General features: G+C 59.9%; 13 protein-coding genes. 8 read left to right on the top strand and 5 right to left on the bottom strand.

The features are described 5' to 3' along the window. The first annotated feature begins 52 nt into the window (after positions 1 to 52). The 8 genes from hemC to A3C3_RS0125420 all read left to right on the top strand — a co-directional run bounded on the left by hemC (position 53) and on the right by A3C3_RS0125420 (position 6,693). The gene (hemC, locus tag A3C3_RS0125455; protein ID WP_022717397.1) at positions 53 to 982 is read left to right on the top strand and encodes a hydroxymethylbilane synthase; all 930 of its coding nucleotides are present in this window, start codon (positions 53 to 55) and stop codon (positions 980 to 982) included. Positions 983 to 988: 6 nt separating this feature from the next. Next, on the top strand, positions 989 to 1,693 hold the full coding sequence (locus A3C3_RS0125450; protein ID WP_022717396.1) for a uroporphyrinogen-III synthase: 705 nt from the start codon (positions 989 to 991) through the stop codon (positions 1,691 to 1,693). Between the two features lie 68 nt (positions 1,694 to 1,761). Continuing rightward, positions 1,762 to 3,036 (top strand): COG4223 family protein, encoded by a 1,275-nt coding sequence (locus A3C3_RS0125445; protein ID WP_028739982.1) that lies wholly within the window; start codon positions 1,762 to 1,764, stop codon positions 3,034 to 3,036. 3 nt (positions 3,037 to 3,039) lie between these two features. Further along, on the top strand, positions 3,040 to 4,650 hold the full coding sequence (locus A3C3_RS0125440) for a heme biosynthesis protein HemY (protein WP_022717394.1): 1,611 nt from the start codon (positions 3,040 to 3,042) through the stop codon (positions 4,648 to 4,650). A 17-nt stretch (positions 4,651 to 4,667) separates the two neighbouring features. Then, on the top strand, positions 4,668 to 5,153 hold the full coding sequence (locus A3C3_RS0125435) for a tellurite resistance TerB family protein (RefSeq protein ID WP_022717393.1): 486 nt from the start codon (positions 4,668 to 4,670) through the stop codon (positions 5,151 to 5,153). After that, positions 5,143 to 5,901, top strand: a complete 759-nt coding sequence (locus A3C3_RS0125430) for a glutamine amidotransferase (RefSeq protein WP_022717392.1) — start codon at positions 5,143 to 5,145, stop codon at positions 5,899 to 5,901. The genes A3C3_RS0125435 and A3C3_RS0125430 overlap by 11 nt, the downstream gene beginning before the upstream one ends. A 190-nt stretch (positions 5,902 to 6,091) precedes the next feature. After that, entirely contained in the window at positions 6,092 to 6,382 is a 291-nt protein-coding gene (locus tag A3C3_RS0125425; RefSeq protein ID WP_028739981.1) for a YggT family protein, read from the top strand. Then, positions 6,379 to 6,693 carry a DUF167 domain-containing protein gene (locus A3C3_RS0125420; RefSeq protein WP_022717390.1) on the top strand — a complete coding sequence of 105 codons (315 nt, stop codon included), beginning with the start codon at positions 6,379 to 6,381 and terminating at the stop codon, positions 6,691 to 6,693. The genes A3C3_RS0125425 and A3C3_RS0125420 overlap by 4 nt, the downstream gene beginning before the upstream one ends. Before the next feature lie 4 nt (positions 6,694 to 6,697). On the opposite strand, the gene ppa is transcribed toward A3C3_RS0125420, so the two are convergent. From ppa to A3C3_RS0125395, 5 genes are all read right to left on the bottom strand, one after another. Further along, a complete protein-coding gene (gene ppa / locus A3C3_RS0125415) occupies positions 6,698 to 7,231 on the bottom strand; it encodes an inorganic diphosphatase (RefSeq protein WP_022717389.1) in 534 nt (177 codons plus the stop codon). Positions 7,232 to 7,408: 177 nt separating this feature from the next. Beyond that, positions 7,409 to 7,915 (bottom strand): GNAT family N-acetyltransferase, encoded by a 507-nt coding sequence (locus A3C3_RS0125410; protein ID WP_022717388.1) that lies wholly within the window; start codon positions 7,913 to 7,915, stop codon positions 7,409 to 7,411. 199 nt (positions 7,916 to 8,114) lie between these two features. After that, positions 8,115 to 9,935: a translational GTPase TypA gene (gene typA / locus A3C3_RS0125405; protein WP_022717387.1), complete on the bottom strand. Its 1,821-nt coding sequence runs from the start codon at positions 9,933 to 9,935 to the stop codon at positions 8,115 to 8,117. Positions 9,936 to 10,058: 123 nt separating this feature from the next. Further along, on the bottom strand, positions 10,059 to 11,636 hold the full coding sequence (locus A3C3_RS0125400; RefSeq protein WP_028739980.1) for an alkaline phosphatase D family protein: 1,578 nt from the start codon (positions 11,634 to 11,636) through the stop codon (positions 10,059 to 10,061). Positions 11,637 to 11,772: 136 nt separating this feature from the next. Next, positions 11,773 to 13,860, bottom strand: coding sequence for a M3 family metallopeptidase (locus tag A3C3_RS0125395; protein WP_022717385.1), 2,088 nt, complete (start codon positions 13,858 to 13,860; stop codon positions 11,773 to 11,775). Between the last annotated feature and the right edge of the window lie 11 nt (positions 13,861 to 13,871).

Genomic DNA, 13,871 nt, shown 5'->3' with positions numbered 1-13,871 from the left:
ATGGGTGTAAAACCCGGTTACGAGAACTTCCGGTAACAACGGATCGAAGCGGATGCAAACAAAACCTTTCCGGATCGGAACACGGGGCAGCCCGCTGGCCCTTGCTCAGGCTCACGAAGCGCGCGATCGGCTGATGGCAGCGCACGGAATGCCGGAGGAAATGTTCGAGATCGTTGTGCTGACGACGAAAGGCGACCGCATTACCGACCGTCCGCTTGCCGAGATCGGCGGTAAGGGTCTTTTCACCCAGGAACTGGAAGAAAAGCTTGCAAGCGGCGACCTCGATTTCGCCGTCCATTCCGCCAAGGACATGCCGACGGTTTTGCCGGAAGGGCTTCATCTCTCCGCCTATCTGCCGCGCGAAGACATCCGCGATGCGGTAATCGGCCGCACGGCGCCAAAACTGATCGAGCTGCCGCATGGCGCAACGGTCGGGTCGGCATCGCTGCGCCGCCAGGCTCTGATCCGCCGCATGCGGCCGGATATCAAAGTGATAACCTTCCGGGGGGCTGTGGAAACCCGCCTGCGCAAGCTGGATGAAGGCCAGGTCGATGCGACGCTGTTGGCGCTCGCGGGCCTGAAGCGTCTTGGCAAGGTCGAGGTGATTACCGACATTCTCGATCCCGACACCTTCCCGCCGGCTCCCGCGCAAGGCGCGATCTGCATCGAAAGCCGTATTGGCGATCAGCGCACCGATGATCTGTTGGCCGCCATCAACGACCCGGCGACCCACGACGCCGTCTCGTGTGAGCGCGCTTTCCTTGCGGCGCTCGACGGCTCCTGCCGCACGCCGATCGGCGGATATGCGATTTGCGAAGGCGATCGGCTCAAATTCTCAGGCCTGATCATCACGCCGGATGGTCGCAACCAGCACTCGGTCACCATCGATGGCAATCGGCGCGATGCCGCAGCGCTCGGCACCCGCGCCGGACAAGACATCCGCGCCCGCGCCGGCAGCAGCTTCTTCGACGACTGGAGCTGACGCACGATGCGTGTGCTCGTCACCCGTCCGCTGCGTTCGGGGGAGCGAACCGCCAAAAGGTTACGCGGCATGGGGCATGAGCCGGTATTGCTGCCGCTCTCGCAGCCCATGCATGATGGCCAGACCGCTATGGATGCGTTGGCAAGGAGCCACGGCCCTATCGCCATTACAAGCGCGGAAGCTGTCCGTGCGCTGGCCTCGTCAGGAACAGACCTCAAGCCTTATCGCCGCCGGCCGGTGTTCGCCGTTGGCAAAGCGAGCGCAAACGAAGCCAAAGGGGTGGGATTTGCTTCGGTCTTAGCCTCGGCGGGCGACGGTGCGCAACTGGCGGAGCTGATCGCGCAGCAGACGCAGGAATCTGTCACCTATCTCGCCGGTTCGCCCCGCGCAGAGACGTTCGAGCGCAGCGCACAGGCGCTGGGACTGAAGGTCGATGTCGTCCAGTGTTATCGGATGCAGCCAAGAGAACCTGAGCCGGAGGCCCTGCGAGAAGCATTGATCCCGCCGCCGGGGGCCATTCTCCTTTACTCCCGCCAGACCGCAGCCCGTTTTTTCCGTCTCGTCGAGGCCCAATCGGAGCCCGGCTGGCTCAATCAGGCCCTCATCCTTTGCCTCAGCACATCCGTTGCCGCGGCAGTCCCGGCTTCACTTTGCAGAAATCTTCGCATCGCAGCATTGCCGGATGAGGGAAGCCTTCTGTCGCTTCTTTGAAGGCCTTACGCGCCCAAATTTGATCTAACCTCTTTCCATAACTGGCATCACTGACTAGTTTCGTTGCGATGCAGGAAAATGAGGTACGCATGGTATCGGGAAATCCGCCACGTCATTCGAAAAACGCCGACGAGCCGGTCACGATCGATCTGGAAGCGCAGAAAATTGCGGCAGCAGCCGATACCGTGAAGACATCCGAAGCAAGCGCCCCTGACGCCGGCGCTCCCGACGCAGACAAAGCGACAGCGGACCTAGAGGCATCCATCGATCCGGAAAAAGAACCATTGGCTGAGGAGACGGCCGGGCACGCCGCCATCTCGGGGGAGCCCAGTCAGCCGGAAATGGCAACGGACCCCGAGCCCGTCCGGCAAAAGCCGCGCGGCGGAACGACGTCGGGTCTGATTGCCGCCGGTATTTTCGGCGGCCTCGTTGCCCTGCTAGGTGCTGGCGTGATCCAATATGCCGGCTACCTTCCGACGTCTTCCCCACCCCAGACCGCGCTGGATGAAACCGCCAGGCTTTCGGCTGAAATCGACGGCCTCAAGCAATCCATCGCCAGCCTCGCCGCAGCGCCGAACACCAGCGACGATGCGCTCGACAAGCGTGTCTCAGCTCTCGAAACGGCGGCAAAGACGCCTGCCGCGACGGGGCAAGTAGACACCCCGCAAGTCGACGCGCTGAACCAGAAGGTCGCGGACATGGCCACTCAGCTAGAACAGTTGCGCACATCCCTTTCTCAAACCTCCGAAGAGCGGGCGTCGAGCGGCGCCGACATTATCAAGCGCCTGGAGGAAGCCGAAAAGAAGCTCAACGAACCACGCCAGGATGTTGCCGTTGCGCAGGCGATCGCCGCTGCGGCCCTCAAGGCAGCGATCGACCGCGGCGGACCTTTTATGGCCGAGCTCGATACTTTCGCCGGCGTTTCGCCAGACGACCCCGCCGTCGCCGACCTCCGTAATTTCGCCGAAACCGGCGTACCCTCGCGCGCCGAACTGATCCGCCAGGTTCCCGACGTCGCGACCGCCATCGTTCAATCCGTCAACCAAGCGGATCCGAACCAGAGCTGGTCGGACCGGCTGATGGCGAGTGCCAAGTCGCTCGTCACCGTGCGCCCTGTCGGCAACATCGAGGGCGAAAATGTCGAGGCCATTGCGGCGCGTATGGAAGACAAGGTGAAGAACGGCGACCTGCCGGGCGCTGCCAACGAATGGAACGACTTGCCCTCGAACGCAAAGCAGGCTTCCGCCGCCTTCAAACAATCATTGGAAGCCCGCATCCGCGTCGAGGAACTGGTGGGTGGTGCGCTCTCCAAGGCCATTTCCGGCGCCGGCAAGGAGGGTTGATCGATGATCCGTCTCGTCGTCTTCGTCGTCCTCGTCGTCGTTCTCGGCTACGGCTTCTCCTGGCTTGCCGATCGCCCCGGCGATCTCTCGCTGGTGTGGGAAGGCCAGCTTTATCAGGCAAAGCTCATCGTCGCGGCAAGCGGCCTTATCGCACTGATTGCCGTTGTCATGATCGCCTGGTGGCTTGTTCGCACGGTCTGGACGTCGCCCCATTCCGTGACGCGCTATTTTCGCGCCCGCAAGCGTGATCGCGGCTATCAGGCCCTCTCGACCGGCCTTATCGCCGCCGGCGCCGGCAATGCCCTGCTTGCCCGCAAGATGGCAGCCCGGTCCCGCGGCCTCATCCGCGCCGATCAGGAGCCGCTGATCAATCTGCTCGAAGCACAGGCGGCCTTGATCGAAGGCCGGCATGACGAAGCCCGTGCCAAGTTCGAAGCGATGGCCAACGATCCGGAAACGCGTGAACTCGGCCTTCGCGGGCTCTATCTCGAGGCCAAACGCCTCGGCGCCAACGAGGCCGCACGCCAATATGCCGAAAAGGCAGCCGACAACGCGCCCTATCTGCCCTGGGCAGCACAGGCGACGCTCGAATACCGCAGCCAGGCCGGCCGCTGGGACGACGCCATCCTGCTTCTTGAGCGACAGAAGGCCGCGCGTGTCGTCGAAAAGCAGGATGCCGAACGCTTGCGCGGTGTTCTGCTGACGGCTCGCGCCAGTGACAAGCTGGAAGGCGATCCGGCCGGTGCGCGCGACGACGCGATGCATGCGCTGAAGCTCATTGCCGATTTCGAACCGGCTGCGATCATTGCCGCCAAGGCGCTTTTCCGTGAGGACAAGCTGCGCAAGGCCGCCTCGATCCTCGAGCAGGCCTGGAAGGCAGCGCCACATCCCGAGATCGGCCGCACTTACGTGCTTGCCCGAAGCGGCGATTCCACCGTCGATCGCCTGAAGCGAGCCGAACGGCTGGAAGCCCTGCGCCCCAACAATGTCGAATCCCTGCTCGTGGTCGCACAGGCGGCTCTCGATGCGCAGGAGTTCGCCAAGGCCCGGGCCAAGGCCGAAGCGGCAGCGCGCATGCAGCCGCGTGAAGCGGCCTTCCTGCTGCTTGCTGATATCGAGGAAGCAGAGACCGGCGACCAAGGCCGTGTACGCCACTGGCTGGCGCAGGCGCTGAAGGCGCCGCGCGATCCGGCCTGGGTGGCCGACGGCTTCGTTTCCGACAAATGGCTTCCCGTCTCACCCGTCACCGGCCGTCTCGACGCCTTCGAATGGAAGGCGCCCTTCGGTCAGCTTGAGGGACCAATCGAGGACGGCTCCGCCGTGTTGATCGATGCCGCGCTGAAGACCTTGCCGCCGGTTCGCGAGACACGGTCAGAAAGCCCGGCCAACGATCACCGCATCATTGAACTGGAGCGCGCCGCAACGATTGCCGAGGCCGCTCGGCCGGCTCCTGCTTCTGCGCCGAAGCCTGTCCTGCCCGCGACGGCTTCCAAACAGCCAGAGCCGGTTACCGCACAGCCAGAGCCGAAACCCTTTTATGGAATGCCGGACGACCCTGGCGTTCGCAACATGAAGGCGGAACCGGAACCCAAGACACGACTCCGCCTTTTCTGAAATGGAACGAAATCCGCATGTTCGAACGTTTTCAGGCATTCTTCCAAAATCTCACTGCAAACAACCCCAAGAAGGGTTTTAGCCCTGACGATCCCCGCATTGCCGTTGCCGCTCTCTGCATGCAGGTGATGGAAGCGGATGGTAAGATCAAGGACAGCGAAAAGAAGCGGCTCCGCAAACTGCTCAAGGAGCAATACGGCCTTGACGGAAAGCAGCTGGAGGCAGTGATTGCGGCTGGCCAGGAAGCCGAGAGCAGCGCCGTCGACTATTACCGCTTCACCTCCGACCTGAAACGCCATCTCGATACCGAGCAGCGGCTGGAACTCATCGGCATTCTCTGGGACATCGTCTATGCCGACGGCGAACGCAGCGAGATGGAGGACCACGTCATTTGGCGGATCGCCGATCTCTTGGGCGTTTCCTCCCGCGAGCGAATCCAGAAGCGTCAGGAGGCAGCCGCACGCGTGACCGATACGGTGGTGGTTCAAGACGATGTCGATTGACCGCCCCATCAAACGTGACAAGCGCCCCATACTGATCATCCTGCACCAGGAACGCTCCAGCCCCGGCCGCGTCGGCCAGCTCCTGGCCGACAAGGGTTATAGCCTCGACATCCGCCGCCCGGTTCTGGGCGATAAGCTGCCCACTACGCTGGAGAACCATGCCGGATCGGTCGTCTTCGGCGGGCCGATGAGTGCAAACGATCCAGACGAATTCATAAAGAGCGAGATCAACTGGCTGGACATTCCACTCAAGGAAAACCGCCCGTTCCTCGGCATCTGCCTTGGAGCGCAGATGCTGGTGCGCCATCTTGGCGGCAAGGTGCAGTCGAATGCCGACGGCTCGACCGAAATCGGGTGGTATCCGCTCCGTCCGACCGAAAAGGGCCGGTTGCTGATGCACTGGCCTAAGATGGTCTACCATTTCCATCGCGAGGGCTTCGATCTGCCGCACGGCGCCCATTTGCTTGCGGAAGGCGATACCTATCCCAACCAGGCCTTTCGCTACAGCGGCAACGCCTGGGCGCTGCAATTCCACGCAGAGCTCACCCGCGTCATGATGCATCGCTGGGTCGTCCACGGCGCCCACCGCTTCATTCTGCCGAACGCGCAGCAGGGACGGGAACATCTGGAGGGCCGCATGCTCTTCGATGCGCCGCTCAAGGCGTGGTTGACCGAATTTCTCGATATCGTCTTTGAAGGCAAGACGGCAAAGGCCGTACCGGGCTCCATAGCTGCGCTGTCCGCATAGGCGCGCAGCAATCCACTTGAGACCAAGCGCTGCTGCTTCCCCATTGCGCTGCTCGTTATCTGCTGCGAAAAAGCCGGACGCATGTGCGGGCAGGGTTCGCCAAGCATGATTCGCCGCGGGTTTTCACGCGGCACTTGCCCGTTTAGCCGCCAATAGATACATGTCTGTCAGCAACGAACTGGAGACCACGATGATTGCCCTCTTTCAAACCATTGATTTGGCTTTGAATCTTTATACTTGGGTGCTGATTGCGAGTGCCATATTCTCCTGGCTTTACGCCTTCAACGTCATCAATTCCTCGAACCAGTTCGTCAATTCGGTCGGCATGTTCCTCTATAATGTCACCGAGCCGCTGCTGCGGCCGATTCGCCGGCTATTGCCGAATCTCGGCGGTATCGACATTTCGCCGATCATTCTGCTGCTGATTATCTTCTTCCTGCGCTCCCTGATGTGGAACACGATCTTCCCGCTGGTGGCGTGAACTCCGCTTGGAAGATATTCGATGATCATATACGCCTCGCCGTTCGGTTGACCCCGAATGGCGGGCGCGACGCGATCGATGGCATCGAGGCCGATGCTGAAGGCGAGTGCCACATTAAGATCCGTGTCGCAGCGATTCCTGAGAAGGGAAAAGCCAACAAGGCGCTGATCGCGCTTCTGTCCAAGGCGCTCGGCATTCCGAAATCCTCGATCCAATTGATGTCAGGCGATACATCGCGCAAAAAAGTCCTCCGGATCGATGGCGGTCCGGAGGACTTGATGGAAAGGCTCGAAAAGCTTCTGAACTTATAGCGGCTTATTTCGCCTTCTTGGCGCGCTCAACGGCTTCGAGGATCAGCTGACCGGCTTCCTTCGAATCGCCCCAGCCGAAAATCTTCACCCACTTGCCGGGTTCCAGATCCTTGTAGTGCTCGAAGAAGTGTTCGATCTGCTTCAAGGTAATCTCCGGAAGGTCGGTGTAGTCCCTCACCTTCTCGTAGCGCAGCGTAAGCGCCGGCGACGGGACGGCGATGATCTTCTCGTCCTTGCCCGAATTGTCTTCCATCTTCAGAACGCCGATCGGGCGGACATTGATGACGCAGCCCGGAACCAGCGGACGTGTGCTGGCGATTAGGACATCGATCGGATCGCCGTCTTCCGAAAGCGTGTGCGGCACGAAGCCGTAGTTGCCCGGATAGGTCATCGGCGTATAGAGGAAGCGGTCGACGACCAGCGTGCCGGCTTCCTTGTCCATTTCATACTTGATGGGGTGACCGCCGACCGGAACTTCAACGATGACGTTGACATCTTCCGGAGGATTCTTGCCGATGGAAATGGCGTCGATGCGCATACGAAAACTCCCACGAGGTGAATTGTTCGCAGCCAAATAGTCCGTTTCATCCCGCAACGCAACATTGCGTGTTTGGGATGTTCAAGATTCGTCTGCATTATCGAGGAGAGAGCGCCCATTTTCAGCAGCCGCTTCAAAGCGATGCAGCGCTGTTTCAAAAGACGGGGGCTTGGCTTTTCAGTTCCAGATGAAGCCAATCTTCTTCAGCTGCCTGTGGTCGAAGCTTTCCATGCCTTCGCAAAAGTCAATGCCGCCATGGCCGCGATAGAACTGGCTGGCATTCTCGTTCTCCTCCAGACACCAGACCACCAGTCCCTTGCAGCCGAGTGATTTCAGGAGCCGCCGAGCCTCGCCGAACAGCATGCGTCCAAGACCAATGCCCTGATACTCAGGACGAAGATAGAGCTCGTAGATCTCGCCTTCCTGCGGCAGCGCTCGGGCCCGATTGAGGCCAAGTGTGGCATAACCTGCGACCGTGCCGGCGACATCGAGAACGAGGAGGGTTGCCGGGCCGCGGGTCGCCTTGCGCCACCAGTTCTCGCCCCGGCGTTCAATCATCTGCGTCAAAGCGCGATGCGGAATGATCCCGGCATAAGTGTGCTGCCAGGCAAGGCGATGCACCTCGGAGATGGCTTGGGCATCATGCGGTTCTGCCCGCCGGACATCGATCGACAACGTCTTCATAACGCTTACTCTGGTCTTCCAGCAGGCAATTAACCATACGCGATGATGCGTTTCGGCCGTTTGCCCACAGACTTAACATGTGGACGATGAGCAAAATTTAACGCTTTTTTAACGATTGTCACAAGACGGAATCAGCGCGCCGCACAACAAAAAACCCCGGCGCCAGGCCGGGGTTTGAAATGTCAGCAATTAGAATCGCTTAGGCGTAGCGTGCCTTTTCGAAACGCTTACGCTCGTTCGGGTCGAGATACATCTTGCGCAGACGGATCGACTTCGGCGTCACTTCGACCAGTTCGTCATCCTGGATCCAGGACAGCGCGCGGTCGAGCGTCATGCGGATCGGCGGCGTGAGCTTGACGGCTTCGTCCTTGCCGGCGGCGCGTATGTTCGTCAGCTTCTTGCCCTTCAGCACGTTCACTTCGAGGTCGTTGTCTCTGCTGTGAATGCCGATGATCATGCCGGCATAGACCTTTTCGCCGGCGTCGATGATCATCGGACCGCGGTCTTCAAGATTGAAGAGAGCATAGGCCACAGCTTCACCGGAGTCGTTGGCAAGCAGCACGCCGTTGACGCGGCCGCCGATCTCACCCTTGTACGGCTGATAGTCGTGGAAAAGGCGGTTCATCACGGCCGTGCCGCGCGTATCGGTGAGCAGTTCTGACTGGTAGCCGATCAGGCCGCGGGTCGGTGCGAAGAAGACAAGACGGACGCGGTTGCCGCCCGAGGGACGCAGCTCGACCATTTCGGCCTTGCGCTCCGACATCTTCTGCACCACGACGCCCGAATGCTCTTCATCGACGTCGATGACGACTTCTTCGATCGGCTCGAGCATCTCGCCCGTTGCTTCGTCCTTGTGCATGACGACGCGCGGGCGCGAAACGGCCAGCTCGAAGCCTTCGCGGCGCATCGTCTCGATCAGAACCGCAAGCTGCAATTCGCCGCGGCCGGATACGAAGAACGAATCCTTTTCGGAGGATTCTTCGATCTTCAGCGCAACGTTGCCTTCAGCTTCCTTGAACAGACGGTCGCGGATGACGCGCGAGGTGACCTTGTCGCCTTCTGTGCCGGCATAGGGGCTGTCGTTGACGATGAAGGACATGGTGACCGTCGGCGGATCGATCGGCTGGGCCTGCAGCGGCTCGGTGATCGACGGGTCGCAGAAAGTATCGGCAACCGTGCCCTTCGAGAGGCCGGCGATCGCGATGATATCGCCTGCATGCGCCTCTTCGATCGGCTGACGCTCGATACCGCGGAAAGCGAGGATCTTGGAGATACGGCCGGTCTCGATCGTCTTGCCGTCGGCATGCAGAACCTTGACCGGCTGGTTCGGCTTGATCGAACCGGAATTGATGCGGCCGGTGATGATACGGCCGAGAAAGGGGTTGGCTTCGAGGATTGTGCCGATCATCGTGAACGGACCTTCGTGAACGGTCGGCTCCGGAACATGCTCGAGCACGAGGTCGAGAAGCGGTGCCAGACCCTGATCCTTCGGACCTTCCGGGTTGACGTTCATCCAGCCGTCACGGCCAGAACCGTAAAGGATCGGGAAGTCGAGCTGTTCGTCGGTCGCGTCGAGGTTTGCAAACAGGTCGAAAACTTCGTTGATCACTTCCTCGTGGCGGCCGTCCGGACGGTCGATCTTGTTGATCGCGACGATCGGACGAAGACCGACCTTCAGCGCCTTGCCGACAACGAACTTCGTCTGCGGCATCGGACCTTCCGAAGCGTCGACGAGCACGATCGCGCCGTCCACCATCGAGAGAATGCGCTCAACTTCGCCGCCGAAATCGGCGTGGCCCGGGGTGTCGACAATGTTGATGCGGACACCTTTCCATTCGACCGAGGTCGCCTTGGCGAGAATGGTGATGCCGCGCTCCTTTTCAAGGTCGTTGGAATCCATCACGCGTTCTGCAACGCGCTGGTTCTCACGAAACGAGCCGGACTGTTTCAGGAGCTCGTCCACCAAGGTCGTTTTGCCATGGTCAACGTGAGCGATAATCGCGATGTTGCGAAGTGCCATATGTTTCAAATCTCTGAGGCTGAGGCGCTACGTTCAAGGGAAAGCGCCAATTACGTTTGGCGCGCTCATACAGTGTTTTTCGCGTTTGCGAAAGGGGGGAGGGGCGATAGCGGCCATGTAGGCCTAGCTCACATGTTGAGGGTCGATGACCGTCCGCCAGAGTTCGGTATCGTTTCTGTCCATCAGCCGCACGGTCATCTGCTCGGTCTGCCCGTCGATTTCGACCAGTCCGAAGAACTGAAGGCCAGCAGACGGTGGAAGATTGGAGTCCGCACCGCCAGGTGCGGCCTTGATGAATCGCACGTCTGGGCCGAAGGTCATGTCGAGCTCCTGCGCTCCGTAGGTCCCGGAATGCAACGGCCCGGAGACGAATTCCCAGAATGGCAAGAACTCCGGGAATTTCGCTTTGGCCGGATTGTAATAATGCGCCGCAGTGTAGTGGACGTCAGCCGTCAGCCAGACGATGTTCGAAATCGCCGCGTCGCGGATGAAACGCAGCAGATCAGCAAATTCTAACTCTCGCCCGAGCGGCGCTCCATTGTCGCCGTTAGAGAAGGACTCGCTGCCTTGGCGCTTTCCATAATCATCCCAGATGACCAGTCCGACCGGCATATCGCAGGCAATCACCTTCCATGTTGCCGTCGAGCGCACCAGTTCGCGCTTCAGCCATGCTACCTGCCCTTCGCCAAGGATGCGGGACGTCGCCGACAGGACCGGATCCAGGCCATGGTCGTTCGGCCCCCGATAGGATCGCAGATCGACGAAGAAGATATCGAGCAGCGGACCATATGAGACTTTCCGGTAGACGCGCCCTGGTTCGGCGGCAATGTAGCGGATTGGCGTCATTTCATGGAAAGCGCGGCTTGCCCGAGTTGCCAGCGTCGAAACGGACTTTTCCTTGTAGCGTTCATTGCCGCGAAGGTCGGTCGAAGGCGACCAGTTGTTTAAAACCTCGTGGTCGTCCCATTGATAGATGACCGGACAGACTGCATTCAGTTCCTTCACATGTTCGTCGAGCAGATTGTATTTCCACTGTCCGCGAAACTGATCGAGCGTCTGCGCGATGTCGCGCTTCTCCTCGGTCACGATTCTGTTCTTCCAGAGTCCGCCGTCACGTAGCCGGATCTCGTCCGGCATTGGATTGTCGGCATAGATCGTATCGCCGGAATGGATCATGAAATCGGGCCGGTGATAGGCGATGGTTTGATAGGTGCGCATACCCTCGTCATCGATCCCCCATCCCTGCCCCGCCGTATCGCCTGACCATGCGAAGCGGATCGTCCGCCTGTTGGAAGGCGCGGTGCGGAACTGGCCGTGAATTCGTTGGGAGACGCTGTTGATGTCCTGCAGGTCGGCGGCCATAAACCTGTAGAAGATGTCATGGTCCGGCGGCAGATCCCGCAGCAGCAGCTTACCCGCAAGATCGGTCTCCGGTGTGACGTCGATCGGGGCCAACCTGACGGCATTTAAGAATTTGTCGCTGGTCGAATATTCGACGAAGAGCCGCGATGGCCGGTCGACACGCGTCCATATCATGCCCGAGGTTGCGTCTACATCACCGGATTGAACGCCTGACGTGAAGATGGGGCGGCTCGAAGATCCTCGCGCGTAATATGGCATCACGAGGCTAGCTGCCGCAAAGCCGCCGACTGCGCCGATCGAAGAAAGGAAGCGGCGGCGCGTCGTGTCCGTCAGTTTCATGCCATGGCTCATTCGGCTTGCTTCGAGAGCGGGATCGAATCTCTCGTAACAAGCCTAGAGCGGCCGTCATGTCAGTCTCTTGAAGATGACATGACGGTTTTCCGAAACTTCGGCGACAATTTTGTTAAGGACCGCCCTACGCGTCGCTGCCCGAAAGTTCTTCGAATGTGGCAAGGCCTTTCTTGACGAGCATTGCATCCGGGCTCGGCAACTTGCCGCGGAATCCCTTATAGGCGTCTTCCGGATCGATCGAGCCGCCGCTGGAATAGATGTTGTCCTTGAGCTTTTGCGCCATATCACTGTTGAAGGCGTCGCCGGTTTCCTCGAAAGCGGCGAAAGCATCTGCATCGAGCACTTCCGACCACATATAGGAATAGTAGCCTGCCGAATAGCCGCCTGAGAAGATGTGCTGGAAGTGCGGCGAGGCATGGCGCATCACGAGCGACTTCGGCATCCCGAGTTCGGCGAGCACCTGTTTTTGCACCATCATCGGGTCTTCCACCGCGTCGCGCGTGTGAAACTCCATATCGACAATCGCCGAGGAGGTGAACTCGACCGTGTTGAACCCGGCGTTGAAGGTGCGGGCCGCAAGCACCTTGTCGAGCAGTTCCTGCGGCATAGGTTCGCCGGTTTCGAAATGCACGGCATATTGCTTGAGAATTGCGGGAACTGTCAGCCAGTGCTCGTAAAGCTGGGATGGCAGCTCCACGAAGTCGCGCGAAACGGCGGTGCCCGACACAGTCGGATAGGTCACGTTCGAAAGCATGCCATGCAGCGCATGGCCGAATTCGTGGAACAGCGTGCGCGCATCGTCCAGCGAAAGCAGTGCCGGCCTGCCGTCCGCCGGTTTTGCGAAGTTGCACACGTTGTAGATGATCGGCAGTTCGCCCTGACGCCCATTCTTCATCGGGAGTTTATGCTGGGATTGGAACGCGCTCATCCAGGCGCCGGAACGCTTGGAACTGCGGGCAAAATAATCCCCCAGGAAAAGCGCAACCAGCTTATCTTCGCGATCGCGAATTTCGAAGACGCGCACATCGGGGTGATAGGCGGCAATCCCCTTCTTCTCGACGGCACGAATGCCGAAGAGTCGGCCGGCGACATCAAAGCAGGCATCGATGATTTTTTCGAGCTGCAGATAGGGCTTCAGTTCGGTTTCGGAAAAATTGTACCGCTGCGCCCTGATCTTTTCGGCATAGTAGCGCCAATCCCAGGGCATGACCTCATAGTTCTTGCCGTCCTCGGCGATCAGCCTTGCGATATCCGCCTCTTCGTCAAGCGCCCGTTTGACGGCCCGTGACCAGACGGCGCGCAGCAGATCATTTACGGCCGCTGGCGTCTTTGCCATCGTGTTGTCGAGCTTCAGTTCCGCAAAGTTGCCATATCCGAGAAGCTTCGCGACTTCGCCGCGAAGGGTCAGCGTCTCGCGGATGATGCCGCGATTATCCGTCTCGCCCTCGTTCTCGCCGCGTGCGACCCAGGCCTTGAAGGCCTGCTCGCGCAGATCGCGCCGTTCGGAAAAGGTCAGGAACGGTTCGATGATCGAGCGCGACAGCGTGACGGCAAACTTTCCCTCTTCGCCGCGCTCGCGCGCTGCCGCCGACATGGCGTCCTTCAGGAAATCCGGAAGGCCTGCGAGCTCCGGTCCTTCGCAGAGGATCAGCGACCACTTCTTTTCGTCGGCCAGCACGTTCTGTCCGAACTGCGTGCTCAAGCCTGCAAGCTTTTCGTTGATCGCCGCAAGCTTCTCCTGCTCGGCCTTCGCCAGTTTGGCGCCGGATTTTACGAAGCTCTTCCAGTGACGCTCCAGCACACGTGTCTGCTCAAGTGTCAGTCCGAGACTTTCCCTATCCTCCCAGAGCGTATCGATACGTGCAAAAAGCGCAGCGTTCATTCCGATCTTGGAATAGTGGCGCGACATTTTTGGCGATATATCGCGCTCCAGCGCCTGGATTGTATCGTTCGTGTGAGCCCCCGCCCGGTTCCAGAACAGTGCCGATACACGCGAAAGCTCATCGCCTGCAATCTCCAGCGCGACGATCGTATTGTCGAATGTGGGCACTTCCGCGTTTCCGGCGATCGCGTCGATCTCCACTTCATGAGATGCGAGAGCGGCATCGAAGGCAGCGGCGAAATCACCGTCGTTCAGCGCCTCGAAGCGAGGCAGGCCATGAAGCCCGTTCCAGTTGACAAGCGCCGGGTTGAACTCTTGTGTGGAAGGCATGCTGACGTCCT

The organism is Rhizobium mongolense USDA 1844 (assembly GCF_000419765.1).
Taxonomy (GTDB): Bacteria; Pseudomonadota; Alphaproteobacteria; order Rhizobiales; family Rhizobiaceae; genus Rhizobium; species Rhizobium mongolense.
This window is presented reverse-complemented; position numbering and strand designations above follow the sequence as displayed.

Bases quoted from the DNA above. Each gene is read 5' to 3' on its own strand.
- hemC (WP_022717397.1), top strand. From the start codon at position 53: ATGCAAACAAAACCTTTCCGGATCGGAACACGGGGCAGCCCGCTGGCC.
- A3C3_RS0125450 (WP_022717396.1), top strand. From the start codon at position 989: ATGCGTGTGCTCGTCACCCGTCCGCTGCGTTCGGGGGAGCGAACCGCC.
- A3C3_RS0125445 (WP_028739982.1), top strand. From the start codon at position 1,762: ATGCAGGAAAATGAGGTACGCATGGTATCGGGAAATCCGCCACGTCAT.
- A3C3_RS0125440 (WP_022717394.1), top strand. From the start codon at position 3,040: ATGATCCGTCTCGTCGTCTTCGTCGTCCTCGTCGTCGTTCTCGGCTAC.
- A3C3_RS0125435 (WP_022717393.1), top strand. From the start codon at position 4,668: ATGTTCGAACGTTTTCAGGCATTCTTCCAAAATCTCACTGCAAACAAC.
- A3C3_RS0125430 (WP_022717392.1), top strand. From the start codon at position 5,143: ATGTCGATTGACCGCCCCATCAAACGTGACAAGCGCCCCATACTGATC.
- A3C3_RS0125425 (WP_028739981.1), top strand. From the start codon at position 6,092: ATGATTGCCCTCTTTCAAACCATTGATTTGGCTTTGAATCTTTATACT.
- ppa (WP_022717389.1), bottom strand. From the start codon at position 7,231: ATGCGCATCGACGCCATTTCCATCGGCAAGAATCCTCCGGAAGATGTC.
- A3C3_RS0125410 (WP_022717388.1), bottom strand. From the start codon at position 7,915: ATGAAGACGTTGTCGATCGATGTCCGGCGGGCAGAACCGCATGATGCC.
- typA (WP_022717387.1), bottom strand. From the start codon at position 9,935: ATGGCACTTCGCAACATCGCGATTATCGCTCACGTTGACCATGGCAAA.
- A3C3_RS0125400 (WP_028739980.1), bottom strand. From the start codon at position 11,636: ATGAAACTGACGGACACGACGCGCCGCCGCTTCCTTTCTTCGATCGGC.
- A3C3_RS0125395 (WP_022717385.1), bottom strand. From the start codon at position 13,860: ATGCCTTCCACACAAGAGTTCAACCCGGCGCTTGTCAACTGGAACGGG.